The 26,319-nt window shown below is 74.0% G+C and carries 25 protein-coding genes and 2 pseudogenes; 8 read left to right on the top strand and 19 right to left on the bottom strand.

What is annotated here, in order from left to right; all coding sequences use genetic code 11:
• Positions 1–147 precede the first annotated feature (147 nt).
• Together pdxT and WBK50_RS14565 are read right to left on the bottom strand one after the other, a co-directional pair.
• Positions 148–780 carry a pyridoxal 5'-phosphate synthase glutaminase subunit PdxT gene (gene pdxT, locus WBK50_RS14570; protein WP_341339386.1) on the bottom strand — a complete coding sequence of 211 codons (633 nt, stop codon included), beginning with the start codon at positions 778–780 and terminating at the stop codon, positions 148–150.
• A 146-nt stretch (positions 781–926) separates the two neighbouring features.
• On the bottom strand, positions 927–2,336 hold the full coding sequence (locus tag WBK50_RS14565; protein WP_341336135.1) for an NAD-dependent malic enzyme: 1,410 nt from the start codon (positions 2,334–2,336) through the stop codon (positions 927–929).
• A 139-nt stretch (positions 2,337–2,475) separates the two neighbouring features.
• Here WBK50_RS14565 and WBK50_RS14560 point away from each other — a divergent pair, with 139 nt between their 5' ends.
• Positions 2,476–4,593, top strand: coding sequence for an elongation factor G-like protein EF-G2 (locus WBK50_RS14560; protein ID WP_341336134.1), 2,118 nt, complete (start codon positions 2,476–2,478; stop codon positions 4,591–4,593).
• On the opposite strand, the gene WBK50_RS14555 is transcribed toward WBK50_RS14560, so the two are convergent.
• The 3 genes from WBK50_RS14555 to WBK50_RS14545 form a co-directional block, all read right to left on the bottom strand.
• The gene (locus WBK50_RS14555; RefSeq protein WP_341336133.1) at positions 4,594–6,021 is read right to left on the bottom strand and encodes a DUF2867 domain-containing protein; all 1,428 of its coding nucleotides are present in this window, start codon (positions 6,019–6,021) and stop codon (positions 4,594–4,596) included.
• Positions 6,022–6,086: 65 nt separating this feature from the next.
• Positions 6,087–6,395 carry an AzlD domain-containing protein gene (locus tag WBK50_RS14550; RefSeq protein ID WP_341336132.1) on the bottom strand — a complete coding sequence of 103 codons (309 nt, stop codon included), beginning with the start codon at positions 6,393–6,395 and terminating at the stop codon, positions 6,087–6,089.
• Complete coding sequence (locus WBK50_RS14545) at positions 6,392–7,108, bottom strand: AzlC family ABC transporter permease (RefSeq protein WP_341336131.1); 717 nt, start codon at positions 7,106–7,108, stop codon at positions 6,392–6,394. Before WBK50_RS14545 ends, WBK50_RS14550 begins: the two co-directional genes overlap by 4 nt.
• Before the next feature lie 54 nt (positions 7,109–7,162).
• Here WBK50_RS14545 and WBK50_RS14540 point away from each other — a divergent pair, with 54 nt between their 5' ends.
• From WBK50_RS14540 to WBK50_RS14530, 3 genes are all read left to right on the top strand, one after another.
• Positions 7,163–7,732 (top strand): helix-turn-helix domain-containing protein, encoded by a 570-nt coding sequence (locus WBK50_RS14540; protein ID WP_341336130.1) that lies wholly within the window; start codon positions 7,163–7,165, stop codon positions 7,730–7,732.
• Positions 7,733–7,844: 112 nt separating this feature from the next.
• Positions 7,845–8,051 carry a hypothetical protein gene (locus WBK50_RS14535; RefSeq protein WP_341336129.1) on the top strand — a complete coding sequence of 69 codons (207 nt, stop codon included), beginning with the start codon at positions 7,845–7,847 and terminating at the stop codon, positions 8,049–8,051.
• The gene (locus WBK50_RS14530; RefSeq protein ID WP_341336128.1) at positions 8,048–8,365 is read left to right on the top strand and encodes an SDR family NAD(P)-dependent oxidoreductase; all 318 of its coding nucleotides are present in this window, start codon (positions 8,048–8,050) and stop codon (positions 8,363–8,365) included. Before WBK50_RS14535 ends, WBK50_RS14530 begins: the two co-directional genes overlap by 4 nt.
• 108 nt (positions 8,366–8,473) lie before the next feature.
• On the opposite strand, the gene WBK50_RS14525 is transcribed toward WBK50_RS14530, so the two are convergent.
• The 10 genes and pseudogenes from WBK50_RS14525 to WBK50_RS14480 all read right to left on the bottom strand — a co-directional run bounded on the left by WBK50_RS14525 (position 8,474) and on the right by WBK50_RS14480 (position 18,014).
• Entirely contained in the window at positions 8,474–9,430 is a 957-nt protein-coding gene (locus tag WBK50_RS14525) for a glycoside hydrolase family 16 protein (RefSeq protein WP_341336127.1), read from the bottom strand.
• Complete coding sequence (locus WBK50_RS14520) at positions 9,376–9,930, bottom strand: hypothetical protein (protein ID WP_341336126.1); 555 nt, start codon at positions 9,928–9,930, stop codon at positions 9,376–9,378. The genes WBK50_RS14525 and WBK50_RS14520 overlap by 55 nt, the downstream gene beginning before the upstream one ends.
• A 360-nt stretch (positions 9,931–10,290) precedes the next feature.
• Positions 10,291–11,138: pseudogene (gene pdxS, locus WBK50_RS14515) on the bottom strand (pyridoxal 5'-phosphate synthase lyase subunit PdxS).
• 163 nt (positions 11,139–11,301) lie between these two features.
• Positions 11,302–11,832 carry an NUDIX hydrolase gene (locus WBK50_RS14510; protein ID WP_341336125.1) on the bottom strand — a complete coding sequence of 177 codons (531 nt, stop codon included), beginning with the start codon at positions 11,830–11,832 and terminating at the stop codon, positions 11,302–11,304.
• Positions 11,829–12,968 (bottom strand): glycosyltransferase family 4 protein, encoded by a 1,140-nt coding sequence (locus WBK50_RS14505; RefSeq protein ID WP_341336124.1) that lies wholly within the window; start codon positions 12,966–12,968, stop codon positions 11,829–11,831. Before WBK50_RS14505 ends, WBK50_RS14510 begins: the two co-directional genes overlap by 4 nt.
• Positions 12,965–13,876 carry a phosphatidylinositol mannoside acyltransferase gene (locus WBK50_RS14500; RefSeq protein ID WP_341336123.1) on the bottom strand — a complete coding sequence of 304 codons (912 nt, stop codon included), beginning with the start codon at positions 13,874–13,876 and terminating at the stop codon, positions 12,965–12,967. Before WBK50_RS14500 ends, WBK50_RS14505 begins: the two co-directional genes overlap by 4 nt.
• Positions 13,873–14,493 carry a phosphatidylinositol phosphate synthase gene (gene pgsA, locus WBK50_RS14495; protein WP_341336122.1) on the bottom strand — a complete coding sequence of 207 codons (621 nt, stop codon included), beginning with the start codon at positions 14,491–14,493 and terminating at the stop codon, positions 13,873–13,875. Before pgsA ends, WBK50_RS14500 begins: the two co-directional genes overlap by 4 nt.
• Positions 14,494–14,585: 92 nt before the next feature.
• Complete coding sequence (locus WBK50_RS14490) at positions 14,586–15,137, bottom strand: HIT family protein (protein ID WP_341336121.1); 552 nt, start codon at positions 15,135–15,137, stop codon at positions 14,586–14,588.
• 83 nt (positions 15,138–15,220) lie between these two features.
• A complete protein-coding gene (gene thrS / locus WBK50_RS14485; protein WP_341336120.1) occupies positions 15,221–17,281 on the bottom strand; it encodes a threonine--tRNA ligase in 2,061 nt (686 codons plus the stop codon).
• A 40-nt stretch (positions 17,282–17,321) separates the two neighbouring features.
• Positions 17,322–18,014, bottom strand: coding sequence for an AraC family ligand binding domain-containing protein (locus WBK50_RS14480; RefSeq protein WP_341336119.1), 693 nt, complete (start codon positions 18,012–18,014; stop codon positions 17,322–17,324).
• Here WBK50_RS14480 and WBK50_RS14475 point away from each other — a divergent pair.
• Entirely contained in the window at positions 18,007–18,222 is a 216-nt protein-coding gene (locus WBK50_RS14475) for a hypothetical protein (RefSeq protein WP_341336118.1), read from the top strand. The two genes, WBK50_RS14480 and WBK50_RS14475, sit on opposite strands and share 8 nt — an antisense overlap.
• Positions 18,223–18,568: 346 nt before the next feature.
• On the opposite strand, the gene WBK50_RS14470 is transcribed toward WBK50_RS14475, so the two are convergent.
• The 4 genes from WBK50_RS14470 to WBK50_RS14455 form a co-directional block, all read right to left on the bottom strand.
• Entirely contained in the window at positions 18,569–19,159 is a 591-nt protein-coding gene (locus tag WBK50_RS14470; protein ID WP_341336117.1) for a hypothetical protein, read from the bottom strand.
• Between the two features lie 28 nt (positions 19,160–19,187).
• Positions 19,188–19,634, bottom strand: a complete 447-nt coding sequence (locus tag WBK50_RS14465; protein WP_341336116.1) for a hypothetical protein — start codon at positions 19,632–19,634, stop codon at positions 19,188–19,190.
• Positions 19,635–19,779: 145 nt separating this feature from the next.
• Positions 19,780–20,667, bottom strand: a complete 888-nt coding sequence (locus tag WBK50_RS14460) for a hypothetical protein (RefSeq protein WP_341336115.1) — start codon at positions 20,665–20,667, stop codon at positions 19,780–19,782.
• A 610-nt stretch (positions 20,668–21,277) separates the two neighbouring features.
• Positions 21,278–22,546, bottom strand: a complete 1,269-nt coding sequence (locus tag WBK50_RS14455; protein ID WP_341336114.1) for an MFS transporter — start codon at positions 22,544–22,546, stop codon at positions 21,278–21,280.
• A gap of 1,026 nt (positions 22,547–23,572) precedes the next feature.
• On the opposite strand from WBK50_RS14455, the gene WBK50_RS14450 reads away from it, so the two are divergent.
• The 3 genes and pseudogenes from WBK50_RS14450 to WBK50_RS14440 all read left to right on the top strand — a co-directional run bounded on the left by WBK50_RS14450 (position 23,573) and on the right by WBK50_RS14440 (position 26,301).
• Positions 23,573–24,847, top strand: coding sequence for a sensor domain-containing diguanylate cyclase (locus WBK50_RS14450; RefSeq protein ID WP_341336113.1), 1,275 nt, complete (start codon positions 23,573–23,575; stop codon positions 24,845–24,847).
• A gap of 34 nt (positions 24,848–24,881) precedes the next feature.
• Positions 24,882–25,888, top strand: a pseudogene (locus WBK50_RS14445) (LLM class flavin-dependent oxidoreductase).
• Between the two features lie 23 nt (positions 25,889–25,911).
• On the top strand, positions 25,912–26,301 hold the full coding sequence (locus tag WBK50_RS14440) for a nuclear transport factor 2 family protein (RefSeq protein WP_341336112.1): 390 nt from the start codon (positions 25,912–25,914) through the stop codon (positions 26,299–26,301).
• The last annotated feature ends 18 nt before the right edge of the window (positions 26,302–26,319 follow it).

Raw genomic sequence — 26,319 nt, 5'->3', positions numbered from 1 at the left:
GGCGACCTCGGTGTCCCACGGCAGGCGCGCAGGCGCTCGCGCGGGAGACGCGCGGCGGCCTGCCAGATCTCGTCCATGCTACCGACGGCGGAGCCGGAGCGGACCTCGCCCCGCATCCGCACCCGGCCCCTCATCAGGACCGACGTCTCAGCCGGCCCCGCGGACGATCTCGGCGAAGAGCGCGTGCACCCGGCCGTCGCCCGTCAGCTCCGGGTGGAAGGCCGTCGCCACCACATTCCCCTGGCGCACCGCCACCGCGCGGCCCGCCGCGGCGCCCGGGTCCTGGCCCTCGCTCCCCACGGACGGGACGGAGGCGAGCACCTCGACGTCCGCGCCGGCCTTCTCGACCCACGGCGCCCGGATGAACACGGCGCGCACGGGACCGCCCTCGACCCCGACGACGTCCAGGTCCGACTCGAACGAGTCCACCTGGCGGCCGAAGGCGTTGCGCCGCACGACGACGTCCAGGCCGCCGAGCTGCTGCTGGTCCGGCCGGCCGTCGAGCACCTCGGAGGCCAGCAGGATCATCCCGGCACACGAGCCGTAGGCCGGCATCCCGTCGGCGATCCGGGCCCGCAGCGGTTCGAGCAGGTCGAAGACGCCGAGCAACCGGCTCATCGTGGTCGACTCCCCGCCCGGGATCACCAGCCCGTCGACGACCTCGATCTCCGACGCGCGGCGCACGGGGACCGCCCGCATGCCGGACGCCCGGAGGGCGGCGAGGTGCTCACGAACGTCGCCCTGGAGGGCGAGGACTCCGACGGTCGGCCCGGACTCGATCACGGCCTCCAGGATAGTCCGTGACGGCGTTCACCCAGGTGGCGCACGGATGTCCCGCGACCGGCGACGGCACCACCCCCCGACTCGCGGGGTCCCTGAGCCCGACTCGCGGGTCCCTGAGCCCGACTCGCGGGGGGCGGCGGGCGTCAGAGCCCGGCGACGACCTCGCCGGCCGCGGCGGCCTCCTGGGCGGCCTGCCGGACGGCCTCGGCGACGGCGGGGGCCACGCTGGAGTCGAAGACGCTCGGCACGATGAAGGACGCATTCGGCTCGGCTACGACGTTCGCGATCGCGGCGGAGGCCGCGAGCAGCATCCGGTCGGTGATGTCGTGCGCGCCGGAGTCCAGCAGGCCGCGGAAGATGCCGGGGAACGCGAGGACGTTGTTGATCTGGTTCGGGTAGTCCGAGCGGCCCGTCGCGACCACCGCGGCGTGCTGCTGCGCGATCGACGGGTCGATCTCCGGGTCAGGGTTGGCCAGGGCGAAGATGATCGCGTCGTCGTTCATCGTGGCGGCCTCCGCGGCCCCGAACAGGTTCGGCGCCGACACCCCGATGAACACGTCCGCGCCGACGAGCGCGTCCGCGAGGCTGCCCCGCTTGCCGGAGTTGTTGGTGTGCGAGGCGATCGAGGTGAGGTTGTCGTCGAGGCCGGGGCGGCCCTCGTGCACGATCCCGTCGAGGTCGACGGCGAGCACGTCCCCCGGCTTCTCCGACTGCAGCAGCCGGATGATCGCCGACCCTGCCGCGCCGACGCCGCAGACCACGATCGTGCTGTCCGTGAAGTCCTTGCCGACCACGCGCAGCGCGTTGCGCAGGGCGCCGAGGACGACGACGGCGGTGCCGTGCTGGTCGTCGTGGAAGACCGGGATGTCCAGCAGGTCCCGCAGCCGGCGCTCGATCTCGAAGCAGCGCGGCGCCGCGATGTCCTCCAGGTTGATGCCGCCGTAGGCCGGGGCGATCACCTGGACCGTGCGGATGATCTCCTCCGTGTCCTGGGTGTCCAGGGCGACGGGCCAGGCGTCCACGTTGGCGAAGCGCTTGAACAGCGCCGCCTTGCCCTCCATGACCGGCATCGACGCGGCCGCGCCCAGGTTGCCCAGGCCGAGCACCGCGGACCCGTCGGTGACGACGGCGACCGTGTTGCGCTTGATGGTCAGGCGCCGGGCGTCCGCCGGGTTGGCCGCGATCGCCTGGCAGACCCGGGCGACGCCGGGGGTGTAGGCGCGGGACAGGTCGTCCCGGTTGCGGAGGCTGACCTTCGACTGGATCTCGATCTTGCCGCCGAGGTGGACCAGGAAGGTGCGGTCGGAGACCTTGCGGACGGTGACCCCGTCGAGCGCGCCGAGCGCGTCGGTGATCTCCGTGGCGTGATCCTCGTTCAGGGCGTTGCAGCTGATGTCGACGACGATCGAGTCGGTGTGGGACTCGACGACGTCGAACGCGGTGACGACGCCGCCGACGCGGCCGACCGCGACCGCGAGATCCCCCGCGGCACTGGCGGAGGAGGGCGCCTGAACGCGCACGATGATGGCGTAACCGGGACCGGGAATGGGCACGGCGGACGACCTTACTCGCGGGCCGTCACCCGCCTGCATCACACGGGAGACTTGTGCACGAGCCCCAAGAGGAGTGGACTTCGTCACAACCACGTCCCACGACGCGGTGGGCGTGCGGGCCTCGCGGAGGTGGTCCCCGATGACCGTCAGACCAGCGACCGGCAAGGACCGCCGGACGGGCACCAGCCCGGCGGGCGTTCTCGTGACCGATCCCGCCCGGATCCGCAACGTCGTGCTCGTCGGGCCGTCCGGATCCGGGAAGACGACGCTGGTGGAGGCGCTGCTCGCGCACACCGGCGCCATCCCGCGGCAGGGCACCGTGCCCGACGGGACGACGGTGTGCGACCACGATCCCGCCGCCGTCCACCAGCAGCGCTCGGTCGCGCTGTCCGTCGCCCCCCTGCTGCACGAGGGCACCAAGATCAACCTGATCGACACCCCCGGCTACGCGGACTTCGTCGGCGAGCTGCGCGCGGGACTGCGGGCCGCGGACGGCGCGCTCTTCGTCGTTCCCGCCGTGGAGGCGCGCGAGGGTTCGGTGGACCCGGCCACGGTCGCCCTCTGGGACGAGTGCCGGGGGGTCGCGATGCCGCGCGCCGTCGTCGTGGCGCGCTGCGACCAGGCCCAGGCGGACATCGCGGCGACCGTGCTGGCCTGCCAGGAGGCCTTCGGCTCGGGGGTCGCGCCGCTCTACCTGCCGATCCCCGGGCCTTCCGGCGGCCTGGCCGGGCTCTACGGGTTGCTGACGCAGACCCCGGAGGGTGCGGCACCCAACGGCAGCGAGGACGCCCGTGGGGCGCTCATCGAGGGGATCATCGAGCAGTCCGAGGACGAGACGCTCATGGACCGCTATCTCGGCGGCGACGAGCTCGAGACGGCCGCGCTGATCGACGACCTCGAGACCGCCGTCGCGCGCGGGTCGTTCCACCCGGTGATCCCGGTCTGCGCGGGCAGCGGGACGGGCCTGGACGCCCTGCTCGAGGTGCTCGTCGGCGGCTTCCCCTCGCCGCTCGAGCACCCGCTCCCCTTCGTGAGCCGCACCGACGGCACCGCGCACGCACCGCTCACCGCGGACCCGGACGGGCCGCTCGCGGCCGAGGTCGTCCGGACCTCGGCGGACGCCTACGTCGGCCGCGTCACGGTGGTCCGGGTGTTCTCCGGGACGCTGCGGCCGGAGAACACGGTGCACGTCAGCGGGCACGTCCCCGCTCCCCGGACGAGCCCGGAGAACGAGCGGCACGACTCCGACGAGCGCCTCACCCACGTCTACTCCCCGCTCGGCGCCACCCTGCGGGAGATCGAAGCCTGCGTCGCCGGCGACATCTGCGCCCTCACCAAGCTCTCCGGCGCCGAGACCGGGGACACCGTGTCCGCCGCGGACGACCCGCTCCTGCTCCGGCCGTGGAACCTGCCCGAACCGCTGTTGCCGGTCGGCGTCGTCGCCCGCAAGCGCGGGGACGAGGACACCCTCGCCCGCACCCTCGCGAAGCTCGTCGCCGCCGATCCGGCGTTGCGGCTGGAGCGCAACGCCGAGACCCACCAGACCGTCCTGTGGTGCATGGGCGAGGCGCACGCGGACGTCGTGCTCTCACGCCTGCGGGCCGCCGGGGCCGAGGTCGACACCGAGGACGTCCGGGTGCCGATGCGGGTCACCCTCGACCGCGGCGTCCGGGCCACCGGCCGGCACGTGAAGCAGTCCGGGGGGCACGGTCAGTACGCCGTGTGCCATGTCGAGTTCGAACCGCTCCCGCGCGGCGGCGGCTTCGAGTTCGTGTCCAAGGTGGTCGGCGGCTCGGTGCCCACCCAGTTCGTGCCCAGCGTGGAGAAGGGCATCCGCGCCCAGCTCGAACGCGGGCTGCCGGCCGCGCCGGACGAGCCCCCGCACCCCGTCGTCGACGTGCGGGCGACGCTCGTCGACGGCAAGGCGCACAGCGTGGACTCCTCGGACGCCGCGTTCCAGACGGCCGGTGCGCTCGCACTCCGGGAGGCGGCCGGGAGCTGCGGGGTCCGGCTGCTGGAGCCGGTCGACGAGGTGTCCGTGCGGATCCTCGACACCCACCTCGGTGCCGTGCTGGGTGACCTCTCGGCCCGGCGGGCGCGGGTGCTCGGCACCGACGTGGACACGCCGGGACACACGGTCGTCCGGGCGGAGGTGCCCTGCGCCGAGCTGCTCCGCTACCCGACCGAGCTCCGCGCCATGACCTCCGGGACGGCGGGGCTCAGCAGGCGGCCCTCCCGCTGGACGGAGGTCTCCTGATCAGCCCCGGCGGAAGCGGTCGGCCGCGACCCCGGCCACCGTGCGCGCCGTGACCCCGAAGACCACGTCGTGGGCGGGCCGCTGGGCGAACCAGTAGGCCCGCCCGGCCAGCCCGCGCGGGGTGAACGTGACGCGCTGGACGTAGCGGCTACGCCCCTCCCCGGCCGGCTCCGCCCGCAGCTCGAGGCGCGCGACGCCGGGCAGCTTCATCTCGGCGCGCAACAGCAGGGACCGCCCGGGGTCGACGTCCTCGACGCGCCACCAGTCCAGTGCCGCCCCGGCGACGAGCCGCGCCGGTCTGGTCCGTCGATCCCCGACACCCCCGACCAGCCCGTCGAGCAGCGCACGCAGCCGCCACACCCCCGGGACCGTGTACCAGCCCTCGTCGCCGCCGAGCCCGGTGATCACGGACCACAGGACGTCCACCGGCGCGGCCACGTGCTCCACGTCCTCCCCGGACAGCACGGCGGGCCCGGATCCGGCCGGATCGTTGGGCGATCCGCCGGCCGGGCCGTCCTCCGCGAGGGCGCGGCGCACGGCGGCGCGGTACGGCGTCCGGCCGCCCGGGGGCTCGCCGACCAGGTCGGCCAGGTCGTCCTCGTGCACGACGAGCTCGTGGGCCAGGGACTCGAGCAGCGGGCCCGCGAGCCGGCGGTCCACGGGCGTCAGCAGGCCGACGGCGCGCGCGGCGAGCCGGGGCGCGGAGACGGGGACGGGTACCGCGAGCGGCCTGGCGAGCCCGGCCTCGCGGGCGTAGTCGTTCATGAGGTCGAGGTAGCGGAGCACGTCCGGACCGCCGACGTCGAAGGCACGGGAGACGTCCGCGGGCAGCGTGAGGCTGCCGGCCAGCCAGTGGATCACGTCGTCGACGGCGACGGGCTGGACGCGGTTCCAGGCCCGGTCCGGCACGGCCAGCAGCGGCAGGCCGCCCATGACCGTCTCGGCGAGGTGGCGGACCATCTCGAAGCTCGCGGACCCACGGCCGACGACGATCCCGGCCCGCAGCACCGCGGTCGGGACGCCGGAGCCGAGCAGGATCCGGCCCACCTGCTCGCGGGACTCGAGGTGCTCCGACGTCCCGTTCCCGCCGCTGGGCTGCAGCCCGCCCAGGTAGACGATGCGCTGCACGCCCGCCTCCCGCGCGGCGGCGGCCAGGACGGCGGCGGCGGCCCGGTCCCGCTCGGCGAAGTCCGGCCCGTCCATCGAGTGCACGAGGTAGACGACGGCGTGGACGTCCCGGCACGCAGCCGCGCTCACCCCGGGCTCCGCGACGTCCCCGACCCGCGCCTCGACCCGCTGCGCCCACGCCTCGCGGGCCAGCTTCGCCGGATCGCGCACCAGGCAGCGGACGGTGTGCCCGTCGGTGAGCAGGCGCGGGACGAGCCGGGCGCCGACGTAGCCGGTCCCACCGATCACCAGGACACGCACCCGCCGATCGTCGCCCAGAGCCGCCGAACCCGCGCGCCGAACGACCTCCGGGCCGGCCCGGACGCCTACTCGACGCCGACGAACCGCAACCCCGCCGTCGTCCCCGCAGCAAGGATCACGACCAGCACGAACGGCACCTTCCACCACGCCGCGAGGCCCCCGACCAGCACCCCGGCCGGCCGGGCCCAGCCCGCGAAGCCGCCGCCCTCGGTGAGCGCGGCGGTCGCGACCAGGCCGACGAGCAGCGCGGTCGCCCCGAGGTCGACGAGCCGCTCCAGGCGTTCGGGCATCGTCACCCGGTCCCGGAGCAGGATCCCGCCGAGGCGGAGCAGGTAGGTGCCGGCGGCGAGGGCGAGCACCGCGGTCCACGTCATGAGGGGCAGCCCGATCCGGCGACGGATCGACCTCGGCTCGCGGGGGTGCGGCCGGCGACGAGCAGGCCGCCGAGGGCGACGAGGACCGGGAGGCCGGGCGGCAGGAACGGGGTGGCGGCGAGCGCGAGGACCGCGGCCACGATCCCCACGCGCCGCGCGTCGGCGCCGCGCAGGGCGGGCAGCAGGAGCGCGAGCAGGGCGGCCGGGAACGCGGCGTCGACACCGAACGCGTTCGGGTCCGGAACCGCCGCACCCGCGACCAGCCCGACGACCGTGCCGGCGTTCCACCCGAGGAACAGCAGCGCGCCGGACAGCCGGTAAGCGCTGCGCGCCCGCTCCGGCGGCCGGGCCCGGGAGAACGCGACCACCTCGTCGACCACGATGTGGGCGCCGAGCACCCGGGCCACCCATCCCGTCCCGACGACGTTGCCGACCGCAAGCCCGAACGGGAGCAGCCGCAGGTTGAGCAGCAACCCGGCCACCACCGCCGCGACCGGCGCACCGCCGGCGGCCACCACGGCGACGGCCAGGAACTGCGAGCCGCCGGCGAAGACCAGCACGGACATCCCCACCGCGAGCACGAACGGCACGCCCGCCGCGGCGGCGAGAGCCCCGAACGACATCCCGACGACCATGATCGCGGCCGCGAGGGCCAGCGCGTCGCGCAGGTCATCGCGGTCGAGGGACCGTATCGTTCTCCGTACCGAACACATTGTTCCCTACACTGAACACCGCGCCAGCGTTCGTCAAGCCGAACACGAGGACCGATGGATCGAACCCCGATGGACCGGGCGAAGCCCCTCGCGACCATCGCCGCCGCCGTACGCCGCGAGCGGGACCGGATGGGTCTCTCGCTCGGCGAGCTCGCGCGGCGCGCGGGCATCGCCAAGTCCACGCTGTCCCAGCTCGAGGCCGGGTCGGGGAACCCGAGCGTCGAGACGCTGTGGGCGATCGCGGTCGTGTTGGACGTCCCGTTCAGCCGCCTCGTCGACCCGCCGGGCGAGGGCGTGCGGGTCGTGCGGGCGCAGGAGCACGTCGTCATCCCGTCCGAGCACTCCCCCTTCACCGGGACGCTGCTGGCCGCGAGCCCGCCCGGCGTCCGGCGGGACCTGCACGTGATCACCGCCGAGCCCGGGCCGGCGCGCACCGCGGACCCGCACATCCCCGGGACGGGCGAGCACCTGCTCGTCACCGCGGGCCGCTGGCTCTGCGGACCGGCCGGCGAGGAGGTCGAGCTCGGCCCGGGCGACTACGCCTACTTCCCGGGCGACCGGGCGCACAGCTACCGCGCGCTCGAGCCGGGCACGACGGCGGTCCTGCTGATGGAGTACCGGTAGGGGCCACCGGCGGGTGTTGCGGTCGCGCGGCCGGCCCCGCGCCCGACGGAACCGGCATACCGACCAACCGGATGTGCCGTCATCGCAACGCATCCGACGTAGCGTCTCGGGCGTGACCCGCCTGTCGACCGACCTCTCCGCCCCCGGCCGGTTCGGCGGGTCGGTGTCCTTCGGCCGGCTCTCGGACGACTTCGGCCCGAGCCGCGTCCTCGGCGACCAGACGGCGGCGACGGCGGAGCGCGGGAAGGAACGCAGCGGGGAGTACCTGGGCGGGGCGTTCGCCGAGGTCGCCCGGTTCGACCTGGCGCCGCCGGCATGAGCGCCCGGTTCGCCGGCCGGCGGGTCGCCGTCACCGGCGCCGCCCGCGGGATCGGCGCGGAGATCGCCCGCCGGTTCGCCGCGGAGGGCGCGAAGGTCGCGGTGCTGGACCGGCTCGCCGTCGAAGACCCCGCGAGTCGCGGTCTGAGACCCGGCGAGTCGCGGTCTGAGACCCCGCGAGTCGGGGCCGGAGGCCGCGCGAGTCGGGATCGTGGTCGCTGGACTCGGAGGCGCACACCGCCCGGCCCGTACCCGGGACGGGCGAGGGATGATCGCGATTTCGGGAGCGGGAGCGACGACAGGAGTCGGTCCTGATCCCAGGATCGTGATCACGCCTGCGCGGTCACGAGCGGTGGCCGGGGCACCGCCTCACGCACGCCCGAGGGCGCCCCCGGTTCGGGGACGCCCTCGGGCGTGCGCAGGTCAGCCGTCGCTGCGGACCGGGTTCGGCACGAGGCCCGCGCCCCGTAGCGCTCCCGACGGGTCCGGCACAGGCCCGGGGACGGGATCCGGGCCGCCCTCGACGACGCGGCCCGTGACCCCGGCCACCGCACCGGCGGCGGGCACCCCCTCGGTGGCGCGGCCCGCTGCGGCTCCGGCCACCCCGCTCGCGGCGCCTGCCGCGGCGCGCGGCAGGGAGCCGGCCTCGGCGATCGCGTCGTCGGCGAGCTGCGCCGCGTCGTCCACGGCGCCCTCGGCGATGTCACCGGGGCTCAGCGCGTACTGCTTGACCCAGTCGACGTACATGTGTGACTCCTGGACGTCGCCGCCCTTGGGGAACCAGTCGAGCTGGATGCAGAGGTGCATCGGGCCGGGCGGGAGGATGCTGCGTTCCGTGGTGCGCCACCACTCCTTGCCGTCGACGAACGCCGCGACGTGCGTGGGCGTCCACTCGACGGCCCAGTTGTGCCACTCGGTCGCGTCGATCTTCACGTCGCCCTGGACCTGCTTGTTGTCCCTGCCGTAGTGCAGGAACATGTTCGTGGACTGTCGGGTGTGGTCGGTCATCTCCATGAAGTCGATCTCGCCGCCGACCGGGAAGTTCTCGGCGTCGGGCCAGAGCAGGAGCAGCGCGTTGTAGCTCTCGTCGCTGGCGGGCGCCTTCACCCGGCCCTCCCAGCGGCCGTACTTCTGGCCGGGGTTCCAGGCCATGCCGCCGGTGCTGCCCGCGGAGTCGCCGGTGATCGTCATGATGCCGTCCTTGACCGAGAAGGCGTCCGGCGTGCGGCGGCCGTTGCCGGCGTGGCCCACCCCGTCGTAGACGTTCCAGTCGCTCTTCAGCGCGGTCCCGTCGAACGTGTCGACGCGGTTCGGCTCGCCCCAGTTCAGGAGCTTGCCGGCGCTGGTGCTCTCGCCGGGGACGGTCTCCCCGGGGCGCACGGGTCCGCCGGGGTCGGCCCGGGATCGGCCGCCGCGGCCGGATCGGCGGCGGGCTTCTCCTCGCTCGGCCGGTCGTCAGCGGGCTTCCCGCCGGACGGGCCGCCGTGGCCCCCCGACCCCTCGGCACCGGAGTCGCCGCCCGCAGCCCCGGACGAGTCGTCCCGCTGTGTCTCGGCCACCTTCGGAGTCTCACCGGTCGCGGGGTCGCCGCTGCCGGCCGGGGTCTCGCCCGGCGGCTGCTCGTCCGACGTCCCGGGCTCCGCCGACGTCGAACCCGCCGGCTCGCCCGGACCCGACTGCCCGGACGCGGAGGAGCCCGGGTCGGCAGGAGCGTCCGAGGAGGACGCGGGGCCGGCGGCCGCCGTAGCGTCACCCGGGGCGGCCGGGGCCGACGCCGTAGGGCACTCCGAGGGGGCGGGAGCGGGCTGTGCGCTCGCCGCCATCGAACCCGCGAGCATCGTCCCGACGACGATGCCGCCGATGGCCAGGTAGCGCCTCATCCGTCTCCTCTTCCCCTCGAATCACATCCGTCACGGCGGAGACTAAGCGCCACTGCGTCACCACGCGTCCCCTGTTCACCACACCGGGTACAGATCAACTCCCTCGGGTGACACGGAGGGTGTTCGGAGATATGTCCGGATAGCGCCGATCAGCCGTTCGGGCGCGCCGAACGGTCTCGAACGCCTGGTCGAACGCGACGAACGGCGGGGTTGCCTCCCGGACGGGTGATCGATCTTCATGATCGCGATCATGGCAGGAAGATCGACGCGCCGCCCGGGACGTGATCACGGGCGGACCGGCACAGCAGAACGCCCCGCCCGGCGGTGCCGGACGGGGCGTTCTGAGCGGGTGGAGCGGGCTTACCAGCCGCGGCTCGCGTAACGCTGCTCGGCGGGCAGGTCCGCGATGTTCAGGCCGACCATCGCCTCACCCAGGCCACGGGAAACCTTGGCGATGACGTCCGGGTCGTCGAAGAACGTCGTGGCCTTGACGATGGCCTCGGCGCGCTGCGCGGGGTCCCCGGACTTGAAGATGCCCGAGCCCACGAAGACGCCCTCGGCGCCGAGCTGCATCATCATCGCGGCGTCCGCCGGCGTGGCGATGCCGCCCGCGGTGAACAGCGTGACCGGCAGCTTGCCCGCCTTGGCGACCTCGGCGACGAGCTCGACCGGCGCGCGCAGCTCCTTGGCCGCCACGAACAGCTCCGCCTCGTCCAGCGCGGCGAGCTTGCGGATCTCGGAGCGGATCGAGCGCATGTGCCGGGTGGCCTCGACGACGTTGCCGGTGCCGGCCTCGCCCTTCGAGCGGATCATGGCCGCACCCTCGGAGATGCGCCGCAGGGCCTCGCCCAGGTTGGTCGCGCCGCAGACGAAGGGGGCGGTGAAGGCCCACTTGTCGATGTGGTGCGCCTCGTCCGCCGGGGTCAGCACCTCGGACTCGTCGATGTAGTCCACGCCGAGGGACTGCAGCACCTGCGCCTCGACGAAGTGCCCGATCCGGGCCTTCGCCATGACCGGGATGCTGACGGCGTCGATGATCCCCTGGACCATGTCCGGGTCGCTCATGCGCGCGACGCCGCCCTGGGCGCGGATGTCCGCCGGGACCCGCTCGAGCGCCATGACGGCCACGGCACCCGCGTCCTCGGCGATCTTCGCCTGCTCGGGGGTGACCACGTCCATGATCACTCCCCCTTGAGCATCTCGGCCATCCCGCGCTTGACGCGGGCCGTACCGAGCTGGGGGCCGGCGGTGTCGGGAGCGACCTCATCGGACGACACTGGGGTACCTCTCTCACTTCACGACTTCTCTGGTGTTCCCGCACGTCGGCGGACGACACCCGATGGTACGTCAGTACTCGCGGCGGTCCCGTGGTCAGGCGGGAGCGCTGCGCCTCGTCGCGACGGGCTCCGGGTCCGCGATCTCGAAGTACTGCGGCAACGGCGCGGTCCCGTGGAGCCGCAGCCACCGCACCAGCCGTCGCGACCGCAGGTCGAGGGTGTCCCGGACCGCGTCACTGTGCACCCTGCGGGCCAGGATCACGAGCTGCTCGGCGTCGATCAGCTCGGCGTGCAGCGCGGTGGGCAGCGCGGTCCGGTCGACAGCGGCGAGTTGCCTGGTCAGTGCGTTCTCCGCACCCTCCCGCTCCCCCGCCGCGGCACCCGAGCCGAGGCGCCCGGCCCGTTCCGCGGCGGCCCGCAGCGGTTCTGCGGGGCGTCCCCGCAGCGCCGCGACGTCCAGGGCGACGGCGGCGCGCCGGGCGAGCGCGTCGTCGAGCCCGGCACTCGCGCCGTCGACCCGGATGTGCAGCCGGTCCAGCCGCCAGGAGCGGGCCACGCAGAGCACGGTGACGATCACCACGACGACCACGGCGAGGGCGATCAGCACCCAGGCGAGCGCGCTCACGCGGCACCGCCGGCGGGGTGCACGCGGCGCGGGTCCGCGGCGATGGCGGCCTGGTAGACCCGCAGCACCGCGGACGCGACGACGGGCCAGTCGAACGCGGCGACCCTCTCCCGGCCGGCGGCGCGGAACGCGGCCCGCCTGGACGGGTCGTCCAGCAGGGCGTCGAGGCCGTGGGCGAGCGCCTGCGCGTCCCCTGTGGACACCAGGACCCCCGCGGGCACCGGCACGCCGAGCACCCGGCGGAACGACTCCAGATCGCTGGCGACGACCGGCGCGCCGGCCGCCATCGCCTCCGTGAGCACCATGCCGAAGCTCTCGCCGCCCAGGTTGGGGGCGCAGTAGACGTCCATCGAGCGCAGTGCGGCGGCCTTCGTCGCGTCGTCGACCGGGCCGAGGACGTCCAGCCGCGGGGCGAGCGCCGGTCCCGCGTGCTTACGCAGCGCGTCCGCGTCCCCCCGCCCGACGACGAGGAGCCGCAGGTCGGGACGTCGCGGGGCGATCTCCCGCAGCGCGTCGAGCAGGACCGGCATGCCCTTGCGGGGCTCGTCGAAGCGGCCCAGGAAGCCGACGGTTCCGCGGCGCGGATACCCCGGCAGCGTGGGCCCGTCCCGGAAGAACGGGACGTCGACGCCGTTCGGGATCTCGACGGCGTCTCCCCCGAGGTGCTGTACCTGCACCCGCCGGGCGAGCGTCGAGACCGCGATCCGGGCCGTCACCTTCTCCATCAGCGGCCGCAGCATCCCGCCGAACGCGTGCAGGGCGCGGGAGCGCTCGGTGGCGGTGTGGAAGGTCGCGACGATCGGCCCCTCCGCGGCCAGCAGGGCCAGGACGGAGATGCTGAACGTGGTGGGTTCGTGCAGGTGGAGGACGTCGAAATCGTGCTCGGCGAGCCAGCGCTTCGCCCGCGCGTAGGTGAGCGGGCCGAACGTCACGCGCGCGACGGAGCCGTTGTAGGGGACGCCGAGCGCCTTGCCCGCGCCGGTCACGAAGTCCGGGAGGACCGTGTCGTCGTCCGCCGGGGCCAGCACGTCCACCTGGTGGCCGAGGGCCAGCAGCGCCTTCGCCAGGTCGACGACGTGCGCCTGCACCCCGCCGGGGACGTCGAGGGAGTACGGGCAGACGATCCCGATCCTCATGACGGCCGCCGCCGGGCCGGGGTCAGCTCCTGGAGCATGTGCCAGTCCGCCGGCGCCCGGCGGATGAGCTGCTCGAACGCCTCCGCAACCTGCTGGGTGGCCTTCGGCACGGCCGCGCGGTCCGGGACCGGGACGGCCGGCAGCACGCGCGCGCCCCAGGCGTCCGGGGTGAAGGTGCAGAAGGCGGGATGCAGCGCGGCACCGGTCAGCGCGGCCAGCTGCGCGGGGCCGGCGGGCATCCGGACGCGCTCGCCGAAGAACGTGACGTCGACACCGGCGCCGGTCAGGTCCCGGTCCGCGACCAGGCACACGACTCCCCCGGACCGCAGCCGGTTCGTCAGCGCGCGGTGGGCGGCCCGGCCGTCGTCCGCGGCGACGACCTCGAAGCCCAGCCGCTCCCGGTACTCCACGAACCGGCGGAACAGCGGCTCCGGCCGCAGCCGCTCCACGACGGTGGTGATCGCCGCGGGACGCCCCTGCCGGCGCATCTCCTCGACCATCCAGAGCCCGGCGACGTCCCAGTTCCCGGAATGCGGCAGCGCGACGACGACCCCGCGCCCCTCGGCGATCGACGCCCGGAGCGCGTCCGCGCCCTCCATGTGCGGGTCCATCCGGCGCTGCACGTCGAACGGGTCCATCGCGGGCAGCCGGAAGGCCTCGCACCAGTAGCGGGCGTAGCTGCGCATCCCGTCCCGGACCAGCGCGTCCGGGTCCGCCCCGGGCACGACCCGCGCGAGGTGACCGCGCAGGCGGCGGACGCCCGCGCCGTCCCGCCGGACCGCGAGATCCGCGCCGACCTGGAACGCCGCCCGCGCCAGCGGTTCGGGCAGGAGCCGCACGAACCGCCACGCCGCCGCGAACCCGAGGTCCGCGGCCCGTTCCGCGCGGGTCGCCGCGGGCGTGGTCACGGCACCTCCCGGGCCTGCTCCTGCGCGCTCCGGTAGGTCGCGACGATCCGCTGCCCGACCGTCCAGACCGACGCCGCCGCCAGCCCCCACAGTGCGACGTCCAGCGCGTACGGCACCCCGACGCCCTGCAGGAACGTGCCCAGCAGGGCGACGATCAGCCGTTCCGCCCGCTCGACCAGCCCGCCGTCCGCGTTGAGACCCATGCCCTCGGCGCGGGCCTTCACGTAGGAGACCAGCTGGCCCGCGACCAGGCAGATCAGCGCGGCGATGCCGAGGGTGCGGTGCTCCCCGACGCCGAGGCACCACCAGGTGAGGCCGACGAACAGCGCACCGTCCGCGAGCCGGTCGCACGTGGAGTCCAGGACCGCGCCGAACGGGGTGCCGTGCCCGCGGGCGCGCGCCATCGCGCCGTCGACCAGGTCCAGGAGCACGAAGAAGGTGATGAACCAGGGGGCGAGCGCGAGCTGGCCGCGCGGGAGGAACCACAGCGCCGACGCCGCGGCCCCGACGGTGCCGAACACGGTGACCGCGTCCGGCGTCACCCCGCGTTCGACCAGCCAGCGGCCGATCGGGTCGGTCACGCGGTTGACGGAGGCACGCGCGAAGACGTTCAGCATCGTGAGGGGGCCGACTCCTGCCGGACGGGTGTGCGGAACATCAGCCTAGTAGGACCGCACCTCCGGGCCGCCGCAGGCTCCCCGGCGCACCTTCAGCCGTCCGCGGCCGGTTCCCAGGCCTCGGCGAGGAGCTCGCGGGTCTCGGTGAGCAGCTGCGGGATCACCTTGGTCTGCCCGACGACGGCGATGAAGTTCGCATCCCCGCCCCACCGAGGCACGACGTGCTGATGGAGATGGTCCGCGAGCGAGCCGCCCGCGACCGTGCCGAGGTTGAGCCCGACGTTGAACGCGTGCGGCGCGGCGACCTTCTTCATCGCCCGGATCGCCCGCTGGGTGAACGCCATCAGCTCGCCGGCCTCGGCGTCCGTCAGGTCCTCGAGCTCGGCGACGTGCCGGTACGGGAGGATCATCAGGTGCCCCGGGTTGTACGGGTGCAGGTTGAGCAGCGCGAACACCGTCTCCCCGCGCGCGACGACCAGGCCCTCCTCGTCCGGCAACATCGGGATCCGGCAGAACGGGCACCCGCCCTCACCGGCCTCCTTGATGTAGGCCAGCCGGTGCGGGGTCCAGAGCCGGCGGAACCCGTCCGGGGTACCGACACCGTCCCGGGGTTCCAGCTCCGGCTCCCGGGCCTGATCACTCACCCGCACGATCCTAGGGGACGACACCCGCGGTGCTCGTGCGCGGTAATCGTCGCCCCGGCGACGATTACCGTGCACGGGCCGCGTCAGCTGCCGAGGGGGAACGTGTCGGCGGTCGGGGACGAGTTGTTCCGGCTCGCGACCCAGGCGGCGATGGCCTCGACGGCCCGGTCCACCGGCACGCCGTTGGTCTGGGTGCCGTCCCGGAAGCGGAAGCTCACCGCGCCCGCCTCGACGTCCCGGGCGCCCGCGAGCAGCATGAACGGCACCTTCTGCAGAGTGTGCGTGCGGATCTTCTTCTGCATCCGGTCGTCCCCGGCGTCGACCTCGACGCGGACGCCACGCTCCCGCAGCGCCGCGGCGATCTTGTCGGCGGCGGGGACCTGCTCGTCCGTCACCGGGATCGCGACGACCTGGGTGGGCGCCAGCCACGCCGGGAACGCCCCGGCGTAGTGCTCCAGCAGCACGCCGAAGAAGCGCTCGATCGAACCGAACAGCGCACGGTGGATCATGACGGGGCGCTTGCGGCTGCCGTCCGACGCCGTGTACTCGAGGTCGAAGCGGTCCGGCAGCATCAGGTCGACCTGGATGGTGGACATCTGCCAGCTGCGGCCGATCGCGTCCTTCACCTGCACGCTGATCTTGGGCGCGTAGAACGCCGCCCCGCCCGGGTCCAGCACCAGGTCCAGACCCGACGCCTCGGCGGCCTCGCGCAGCGCGTCCGTGGCGCGCTCCCAGTCCTCGTCGCTGCCGATGGACTTCTCCGGGTTGCGGGTCGAGAGCTCGAGGTAGAAGTCGTCCAGGCCGTAGTCCCGCAGCAGGCCGAGCACGAAGTCCAACAGGGAGCGGATCTCCCCCTGCATCTGCTCCTCGGTGCAGTAGATGTGCGCGTCGTCCTGGGTGAAGCCGCGGGCGCGGGTGAGCCCGTGCAGCACGCCGGACTTCTCGTACCGGTACACCGTCCCGAACTCGAACAGCCGCAGCGGCAGCTCGCGGTAGCTGCGCCCGCGCGCGTCGAAGATCAGGTTGTGCATCGGGCAGTTCATCGGCTTCAGGTAGTAGTCCTGGCCGGGCTTGCGGACGGTCCCGTCGGCGCTGCGCTCCTCGTCGAGGATCATGGCCGGGTACATGCCCTCCTCGTACCACTCGAGGTGGCCCGAGGTGCGGAACAGCTGCCCCTTGGTGATGTGCGGGGTGTTGACGAACTGGTAGCCCGCCTGCTCGTGCCGGCGGCGCGAGTAGTCCTCCATCTCCCGGCGGATGATCCCACCCTTGGGGTGGAAGACGGGCAGGCCGGAGCCGATCTCGTCCGGGAACGAGAAGAGGTCCAGCTCGGCGCCCAGCCGGCGGTGGTCCCGCCGCTCGGCCTCGGCGACCCGCTCCAGGTACGCGTCGAGGGCTTCCTGGCTCTCCCAGGCGGTGCCGTAGATGCGCTGCAGCTGCGGGTTCTTCTCGCTCCCCCGCCAGTACGCGGCGGCGCTGCGGAGGAGCTTGAACGCCGGGATGAACTTCGTGGTGGGGAGGTGCGGGCCGCGGCAGAGGTCCGACCAGACGACCGCGCCGGTGTGGGCGTGGACGTTGTCGTAGGCGGTCAGCTCGCCGGACGCGTCGACCTCCATGACCTCGTCGTCGGCCTCGGTACCGGCACCCTTCAGGTCGATCAGCTCGAGCTTGTACGGCTCGTCCGCGAGCTCCTTGCGGGCCTCGTCGAGCGAGTCGAACCGGCGGCGGGAGAACCGCTGCCCGGCCTTGACGATCTTCTTCATCGCCGACTCGAGCTTCGTGAGGTCCTCGGGGGTGAACGGCACCGGGACGTCGAAGTCGTAGTAGAAGCCGTCGGTGATCGGCGGGCCGATGCCGAGCTTCGCCTCCGGGTACAGCTGCTGCACGGCCTGGGCGAGGACGTGCGCGGCGGAGTGCCGGATCACGCTGCGGCCCTCGTCGGAGTCCGCGGTGACCGGGGTGACCTCGGCGTCGACGTCCGGGGCCCAGGCGAGGTCCCGCAGCGTCCCGTCGGAGTCCTTGACGACGACGATCGCGCCGGGTCCGCTGGTGGGCAGGCCACCCTCGCGCACGCGGGCCCCGGCCGTCGTCCCGGCCGGCACCCGGATGGGGGCGGACGCGGGCGGGGCGGGTGGTGCGGACACGAGAGGCCTCCAGGGAGTGTCGGAACTGACCCTCCCGATGCTAGAGGGGCGCATCCACCGGGTTCCCCGCGGATCCGGATGCGGCGTACCGCGCCGGGGTGGCCCCGAGCATCCGGATGAAGTGCCTGGTCAGGTGCGGCTGGTCGGAGAACCCGACTCCCGGCTGAAGGCACGGACCAGGTGTGCCGGGGTCGCGTGCGGCGCGCCGGCGGCGGCGTCGAGGGTCAGCCCGTCGACGACACGGGCGTCCAGCAGCTCCCGCAGCCGGCGGGCCAGCGGCCGGTCCCGCCTCGACGGCGTACCGGCCGCGCCCGGATGAGGGAGAGGCGGCTCTGCGCCTCGAGCTCCTCCCCCGAGCCGTCGAATGCCCGGTGCAACTGGTGGATCCGCTCGCGCCGGAGCGGGTCCGCGAGCCGGGGCTGTCGACGGACGCCCCCACGAGGTCCTCGCCCAGCACGCGGGCGTCGAGGTGGAGAACGCGTTCGCGGAAGCCGAGCGGGGTGGCGGCGCGCCCGTCGTGCGGGACGTGCGGCGGCAGCAGGGTGGCCAGGAAGGTCAGGGCGCCGTGCTCCGTGCGGTCGTTGTCGAAGCGGACGGCGCCGTCGTCGACGATCAGCAGGGTCCAGGCGTCGTGGGGGTGGACGGGTAGGCGTGTCGGTGATCCGGGCGTGGAAGACCTCGGTGATGCCGGGCGACGCCGGACGCCACGCCCTGACCTGCGCGGTGTGCGCACGTCAGGAACGTACGAGGCCGGTGCGCGGGACGTCGGCGAGCCCTACGCGGACGCGGTGAAGCCCGCCATCGACAAGATCCTGAAGGGGGCTGCGGATGCACCCCTGACCGGATCAGGAGCGCGGCGGCGGACCGTCGGCGGGGCCGGTGCCCGTCGAGCGGAGGGCCCGGGCGACCGGGCGCTCGGGGAGCGCTCGCTCCCCGGGTGACCGCCGCGGCCGTCCCGCCGCAATCGCGGACAGGGAGGAGGCGGGCCGCGGACGTCCGGGGGGCACCGGGGCGGGATCGAGGCGGTCGTCGTTGAACCAGCCGAAGTGCCCGCGGGCCGCTCCCGCGAGCCCGGCGGCGGTGCGGGGATCGATCTGCCCGAGACCGGGCACGGCCGGGGCCGGCTCGGAGACGCCCGGACGAGGGGTGTCCGGGCGGCGGCCCGGGGCAGGCCGGTAGCGGGCAATCGGGTCCGGGCAGGCCGATCCGGGGCAGGCCGGTCCGGCGGTCCCGGGGTCCCCCGTTCCGGCCCGGTCGCGGAGGGCCGGAACGCGGCCCCGGAACCAGCTACGGGGCCCGGCCCCGCGATCCGAACGACCGAAGCTTCCCCGCCGAAGGGTCCCGCGCCGCGGACCACCGGCCTGCGGGCCGCCGTCGCCACGGATTCCCGGGGGGAGCCGGAGCGGGCGGAGTCTCCCGGGGCGCGGCGACCGGCCTGCCCGGTACCAGGGACGCGGGCTCGATCTTGTCGAGCTTCCGCCGGACCCGGCGCAGGTTCCGTTCCGGCGCGGCGACCAGGACGGCGAGGACCAGCCCGTCACCGTAGGGGTCCGCGACGGGCCGGACCAGATGGAACAGCCCCGGGCCGTGGGCAACCACGATCTCCGCCGGGTGCCCGGCCCAGGGAGCCCCCGCCCGCAGGTCCTCGGCGGTACGGACGAGCTCGAGCTGCGCCGCGGCGACGTCGGCCAGGCCGTCGACGCCGCCCGGTGTCCGGCCCGTCACATGCGCGTCGAGCACCATCCCGCTCCCCGCGTCCACCAACGCGCAGGCGAGCACCGCGGGAAGGCGGACGAGTTCCCGCCCTGCTCCACGGAGCACACCGGGACTGCCGGGGACGGACTCGCCGTTCGGTGACGGCGGCACGAGCGGGTTCACGCTCCGGGGATGCCTGACGCGCGCCGGGTCAGCGCTGGGCGGTGGGCTGGAAGTACTGGTCGGCGTTCTGCCCGCCCTGCCGGGGCTGGTTCGACGCCGGGTGGGACATGTAGAACTCCTGCTCGATGACCTTCAGGTCCCGTCGCGCCATGGCCAGGTTGGCCTGCGCCCGGTTGAGCGCCACGTAGAAGAACAGCTTCTCGTCGGGCAGGCCGCGGATGAGGCGCAGCAGGTGGTACTGGGTGTCCAGGGTGATCAGGATGTCCTCGACGGACTCCCGCAGGCCGAGCTTCTCGACGACCTCGATCTTGGTGCGGATGACGTCGCTGTTGCCGGGCGCCGCGACGTCCAGGTCGAACTCTGCGCTGCCACCGCGCGAGCCCAGCGTCATGCCGCTGTCGTAGTCCACCAGGGCGACGGCGAACGCGCCCTTGATGTTGGCGGCCATGTCGAGGGAATGGTCGATATTGCTCATGTCTACCTCCGATCGCGGCCCCGAAGGAGGCGCGATCTTCACATTCACGGGGGGCGGTTCGGGGAACCCGAACATTAGCTGACTTCGCTGCCGAATCAAGCCGGGGGTCGAGTAGTGGAAGGTGAGCGTTATCGCCGGAGTTTCTTCACACCAGTCTGCGTAAGGCGACGAGCAGGCGTCGCAGCGCCGGCGCGTCGGTCGCCCAGGACTGCGTAGCCTCCGGTGCGGGGACGCCGCGGGGGGCCGGGACGGGCTCGTGGCCGAGCCGTTCGGGGACCGGCGCGCCCGAGCCGTCCTGCTCTTCGAGGCGGGGCAGGACCGTCGTCCCCGGCCTCCGGGGCAGCGCGGCGATCGGTCCTCGCTCGACGGCCCCGGCGGGCCGACTCCTCGCCGGGCCGTCGCGCCGCTGCGCCGGCGCCCGCGCGCGGTCCGACGCGGGAGCCGTGGGGCGTGCGGGACCGGCGGCACGGGCCCCCGACGGCACGGCGCGCCCCCCGACCTCGGCGCCCGCCGCCCGGGTGGGCGCGGGCGGGGGCCTCTCGGCGGGCCGGACCAGCGGGGCGCCGCCGCGACGCGGGGCCGGCACCCTGGCGTCGACATCCCGGCTGACCTGGGTATTCACCGGGTCGACCGAGCTTGCGCCGCCGTTCGGCCGCGGCCCCGCGACGCGGTACAGGGACCCGGCGAGCGAGCCGGTGGGCGTCGGCGTCCCCCGCACCGGCGCCGGGGTCCCGCTGCCGCCGGTCCCGACGCGGGGCCCGTCCCTGCCCTGCGGGGGCGCACCCGTGGAGCCGTCGGTGCGGCCGGTCACCCCGGGTCCGACCCTCGGGGAGAAGGGCCGCCCGCTCGCGAGCGCCGCCCTGGCGGCGCCGAGCTCGCGGCGTGCGAGCGCCAGGTTCGCCGGGCCCCGGCGCAGCAGGATGTAGAGGAGCAGCTCGGCGCCGTCCGGGTCCACGGCCGGGCGCAGCACGTGCAGCCACCGCTGGGACGTGATCATGACGTCCTCGACCGCCGCGCCGTCCGAACCGTGCACGCGGGCCAACGGCACGAGAACGAGCGGATCGACGGTGTCGTCCGACCGTTCTCCGGATTCCGCCAGAATGCGGGCCGATGCGCCGTCGACAATGCAGGAGTACGACGTCCCCGATATGTCGAGAAGTCTCGTCACCACGTCCCCGAGACCGGCCACGACATACCCTTGCACACGGCGCAGGTGTACCGCCCGGCGACCTTTTCGGCGCATCCCGCTGGGCCAAGAAGAAGATCGTCTCCGCGGCCGTGCGGAGGCGCACCGTGCCTCCCCGTTCTCAGGTTCGCGCGTCTCGGGGCGACGCCGCGCGTGATCGTCCTGGGCCTCCGCGCAGACGCCGTGTCGCGTTCGTCCGTCCGGCTCAGTGACGCACCGCGCGGAACCGGTCCCAGAGCCGGAGCGCCGGCCAGGGAGTGCGAGACCGAAGGCCCGAAGTCCACCCGTGGGTGGCCCCGCAGGTGTCGGAGACTGGAACGTCCAGCCGCACGCCGCTCGCCACACCGCGGCGGGCAAACCGCACGGGACCGGCCAACCGCTCCTGGTGACCGTCGGTCCGTCCGGACCGCATCCTCGCACCGTCCCTGCACCGCCGGGCGGGTCTCCTCCGCGGGCGTCAGGGCGTCGCGCAGCTCGCGTCGCCGTCGACCCGGTGCGCCGCGGAGACCTCACGCCCGCCGCGCGTCGCCCCCAGGGCCAGCGCCGCGGCGAGCCCGCCCGCGCCGCACACCGCGACCGCGACACCCGCGGACCAGATCTGGGCCACTCCCCCGCAGACCAGCATGGCGAGGCCCTGCGCGGCGATCAGGCCGGACGCGGCCAGCCCCGTCGCGCGCCCGCGCACCGCACCGGGCGTCGTCCGGACGAAGACTGCCTGCGCCGGGACGAGGCTGATCGTGCACAGCGCCCCGGTAAGGCCCCACAGGACGACGACGACCGCGACGTTCGGCGCGAACAGCGAGGCCACGAGCGGCAGCCCCGCGAGCGCGGCCGCGGGGATGATCACCCGCTCCCGCCAGGCGTCGGGCACCCAGCGGCTCACGATCACGGCGCCGATCACGCTGCCGGCCGGGTCCGCCGCCATCAGGAGCCCCACGGCGGCGGGGTCGGCGCCGAGGTCGTCGACGAAGGGCACGGCCAGCGCCTCCGGCGCGACGTAACAGCCGACGAGCCACACGGCGGCCGCCAGCGTCCGCAGGCCGGGATGGGTGAACACGGCTGCGGCGCCCTCGCGGATGTCCGTGGTGAAAATCCGGAACCCGGAGGCGGCGTCGAGGCCGGGGCCGCGGGGCGGGGCGGGGCGGCGGCGTACACCCAGCCGCACGACCAGGGCCGAGAGCAGGAACGTGCCGGCGTTGATCAGGATCGCGATCTCGGGGCCGATCAGGGTGACGAGGACGCCGCCGACCGCGAACCCGGCGATCTGCGCGGTCTGGTTGGTGATCTGCCGGACTGCGAAGCCCCGTTCGAGCTCGTCGCCGTGGGACAGCACGTCCGGGAGGAGGGCGCCCTGGGCCGCGCTGTGCGGGGAGGCCAGCACCACGACGAGCACCAGCAGCGGGCAGAGCAGGGCGAACGGGAGCCCGGGCCAGGCCAGGGGGAGGACGAGCAGCGCGCGCGCCGCGTCGGCGACGACCATGACCCGCCGGCGCGGGAGGCGGTCCGCGACCCAGCCGAGGAGCACGCCGCCGAGCAGGGCGGGCAGGAAGGTCAGCGCATAGACGGCCGCGACCCACGCCGCGGAGCCGGTCCGTCCGTAGACCAGCACGGAGAAGGCGACCCGGGCGAGCTGGTCCCCGGCCACCGACACGAGCTCGGCGGCCCAGAGGGCGCGGAACTCGGGGTTGCGGAAGACGCTCGCCGTGTGGCCACGTCCGTGTCGCACGATCCCCCCGCCCGGGCACGCTCGATCCGGGGCCTCACGGCCCGCGCCCCAGCGTAATCATTCGAACTCGGTGCGTCCCGAGTTCCGGGAGATCGGGAGAGCGGTCGGGGAACGCGGTGCACGGCGACGGTACGGGCACCAGGGGAACGGGAGGGACGGGTACGGTCGGCGGTTCGGGGCTCACCAGGCACGGTTTCGCACGAAGGCCTTCCTTTCTCGGTCGACGGACCTTTCCCGGTCGAAGCCGGGTTCTGCGGTGTCACCAGGCGCGATTGCGCACGACGGGCTCCTCGTCGGTGGTACGGATCGACGGCGGTTCACTGCGGTTCTCACCAGGCGCGGTTGCGCATCTGCTCTCCTCCTCCGGCGGAAACGGCCCCCTGCGGAACCTCGATCTTCTGATCTGCGTCACCAGGCACGATTGCGCACGTCGCTCACCTCCCCTTGGTCATGGCGTTCTCGGTCCTCTCACCAGGCGCGATTGCGCATGTCCTGCCCTCCCTCCGGACGACTCCATGTGTTTCAACGATCAACCAGGCGCGAGGTGACTCGGGTCACCAGGCTCTGTTCTGCACGGCCTACTCCTTCCGGGTGGTGATTGCGACACGGCCCTCGCCCTCACACTCACCAGGCGCGGTTGCGCATGACGGCCTCCTTCGACCCGAAAACGTTCCGTGTATCGACGGACGGCCACCACCAGGCACGGTCGGGCACAACGAATCCCCCTTCCCGGCTCGACGAGGCGGTCGCGAGACGGCACGATGACCTCCGAACGCAGTCGTGCCGCGGTGGCCGGCGAGCTTCAGGCCGCCCATGACACGACGAATCACTCCCCAGGATCGTGACCCTGCGTAGTCAGCGGTCGCCGATCCTCTACCTCTTCGGGGTATCAGGTTTCGGTGATCATGTGACTACTCTCGGGTCCCTGCTACGTCAGTGTGCTGGACAGGAGTCGCTCCCTTGAGACAGTCACCTCGACGGAGGTGTGGCATCACCCGGTGGGCGGTATGGACTCAGTCCACCCGAGTGATCGCGGCCCTCGCGGTTGTCGAGTCGTGCGCCGCGGGTCTGGTGGTCGCCACGGCGATCGCCTCCGACCCCTCGGTGTCCGCTGTCCTCCTGGGTCTGCTGCTCGCGGTCACCGGCATCGCCCACACCGAGATCGCGACGGGTGTGGAGCGCGCCCGCCGCCGGGTGGGCGAGAAGTCCTACACCGACCTCAGCACCATCTGGACCTTCGCCGCCGCCGTCCTGCTTCCCCCGGCCATGGCGACGGCCGCCGTGGTCGTCATCTACACGCATCTCTGGTTCCGGGTGTGGAAGCCGGCGCGCTTCCCCCTCTACCGGCACGTCTTCACCACCTCGACGGTCCTGCTCGCCGTCCAGGCCGCGCACGAGATCGTGCTGCGCGCCGCGGCCCCCGGGCTGTCGCTGCACGGGCTGGCCGGGCTCGCCGTGCTGCTGCTCGCCGCGGCGGCCTACGCCACGGTCAACAGCGCCCTGATCGCCGCCGCGGTGGCCGCGAACGACCCGCAGGCCCGGCCGACGGACCTGTTCGGCCACCTCGACGACATCATGGTCGAGGTCGCGACGCTCTGCCTGGGCGCGATGCTCGCCCTGACGCTGACCTTCTCGTGGTGGTTCGTCCTCCTCGCGTTCCCGCCGATCCTCGTGCTGCAGCGGGCCGTCCTGGTCCGCGAGCTGGCCGCGGCCGCCTCGACGGACGGCAAGACCGGGCTGCTCACCGCGGCGGCCTGGAACGTCCGCGCCGGCCAGGAGCTGCGCCGGGCGCGCCGCGGCAGCACCCCGTTCGCGCTGCTCGTCCTGGACCTGGACCACTTCAAGAACGTCAACGACACCCACGGCCACCTCGCCGGGGACCGCGTCCTGGCCGCCGTCGCGGACGCCGTGCGGGACGAGGTGCGCGGGAACGACCTGGTCGGCCGGTTCGGCGGCGAGGAGTTCGTCGTCCTGCTGCCCGGCCTGCCCGAGGACCACCCCGTCGGCGGCCTGCGGATGGTCGCGGAGCGGATCCGGATCCGGGTCGAGCACCTCGATGTCCCGATCGAGACGCCCGACGGCCCGCTCTCCATCGCCGACCTCAGCATCAGCGCCGGCGGGGCGATCGTGACGCCCGAGGCGTCGACGACGATCGAGCAGGTCCTGAGCCTGGCGGACCGCGCGCTCTACGCGGCCAAGGAGGCGGGCCGCAACGCCGTCCGGATCGCCGGGCACCCGGTCGCCGGGCCGCGGATCGACACCCCGGCCCTGGAGCCCGAGCGCTCCGCCGAGGACCGCTGACCGTTCCGGGAAGAAACGATCGGTACGGACCGTTGTGCAACGCGTGGTACCTCTCTCCGTCCTCGACCTCGTGCCCGTCGGCTCCGGCTCGTCGGCGACCGACGCACTCGCCGGCAGCACGCGGCTCGTCCGCCGCGCCGAGGAACTCGGCTTCCACCGCTACTGGGTGGCCGAGCACCACGCGATGCCCGGCATCGCCAGCTCCTCCCCGCGGTGCTGATCGCGCACCTCGCGGCCCACAGCTCCAGCATCCGGCTCGGATCCGGCGGCGTCATGCTGCCCAACCACCAGCCGCTGGTGATCGCCGAGCAGTTCGGCACGCTGGAGGCGCTGCACCCCGGCCGGATCGACCTCGGCATCGGTCGCGCCCCCGGAACGGACCAGCGCACCGCGCGCGCCCTGCGCCGTGGTCAGGCTCCCGACCAGGGCGTCGACGACTTCCCCGAGCAGCTCACGGAGCTCTCGGCCTACTTCCGCGGCGACGCGCCGGTCCTCGCCGTCCCCGCCACGGGGAACGCGCCCGCGATGTGGCTGCTCGGCTCGAGCGGCTACAGCGCGCAGGTCGCCGGCACGCTCGGCATCCCGTTCGCCTTCGCGCACCACTTCAGCTCCGAGAACACGCTGCCCGCGCTGGACCTCTACCGGCGCACGTTCCGCCCGTCGCCCACGCTCGACGAGCCCTACTCCATGATCGCCGCGAACGTCCTGTGCGCGGAGACCGACGAGGAGGCGATGCGGCTTTCCATGCCGGGCGCGCTGTCCTTCCTCAACCTGCGGCTCGGCCGTCCGGGCCTCATGCCCAGCCTCGCCGAGACCGAGGCGCACCAGTGGACCGAGGCCGAGCGGGCCTTCGTCGACGACCGCCTGTCCCAGCAGATCATCGGCTCGCCGGAGACCACCCGGAAGGGCATCGAGGAGCTGGTGGACCGCACCGGGGTGGACGAGCTGATGATCACCACCCAGACGCACTCGCCGGACGACCGGATCCGTTCCTACGAACTGGTCGCGGACGCGATGGGAGTTGCGCCGCCGTCCCGGTGAGCAAGCTGTGCTGTGATGCTCGCGTGAGCACCGACAACGCTGTTGCCCGCTTCCGGCTGGCCGTCGAGGCCGGGCAGCCGGACGCCGCGGCGGACCTCTTCGCGCCCGACGCCGTCTTCCACTCCCCGATCGTGCACAAGCCGTACGAGGGCCGGGAGGCGCTGCGCGCGATCCTGCGGGCGGTGGTGCAGGTGTTCGAGGACTTCCGCTACACCGACGAGTTCGACGGCGTCCCGGGCACGCTCGGGCACGTCCTGGTCTTCCGGGCCCGGATCGGGGACCGCGAGCTCGAGGGCGTGGACATCCTGCGCACCGACGACGAGGGCACGCCGACCGAGCTGACCGTCATGGTCCGTCCGTACTCGGCCGCCACCCTGCTCCGGGAGCGGATGGCGGCGCTCCTGTCGGGCTGAGGCCCGGCTCCGCAGCTC

The organism is Pseudonocardia sp. T1-2H, assembly GCF_038039215.1.
Taxonomy (GTDB): Bacteria; Actinomycetota; Actinomycetes; order Mycobacteriales; family Pseudonocardiaceae; genus Pseudonocardia.
The sequence above is the reverse complement of the archived record's forward strand: the minus strand, read 5'-3'. Positions and strand labels throughout refer to the sequence as shown.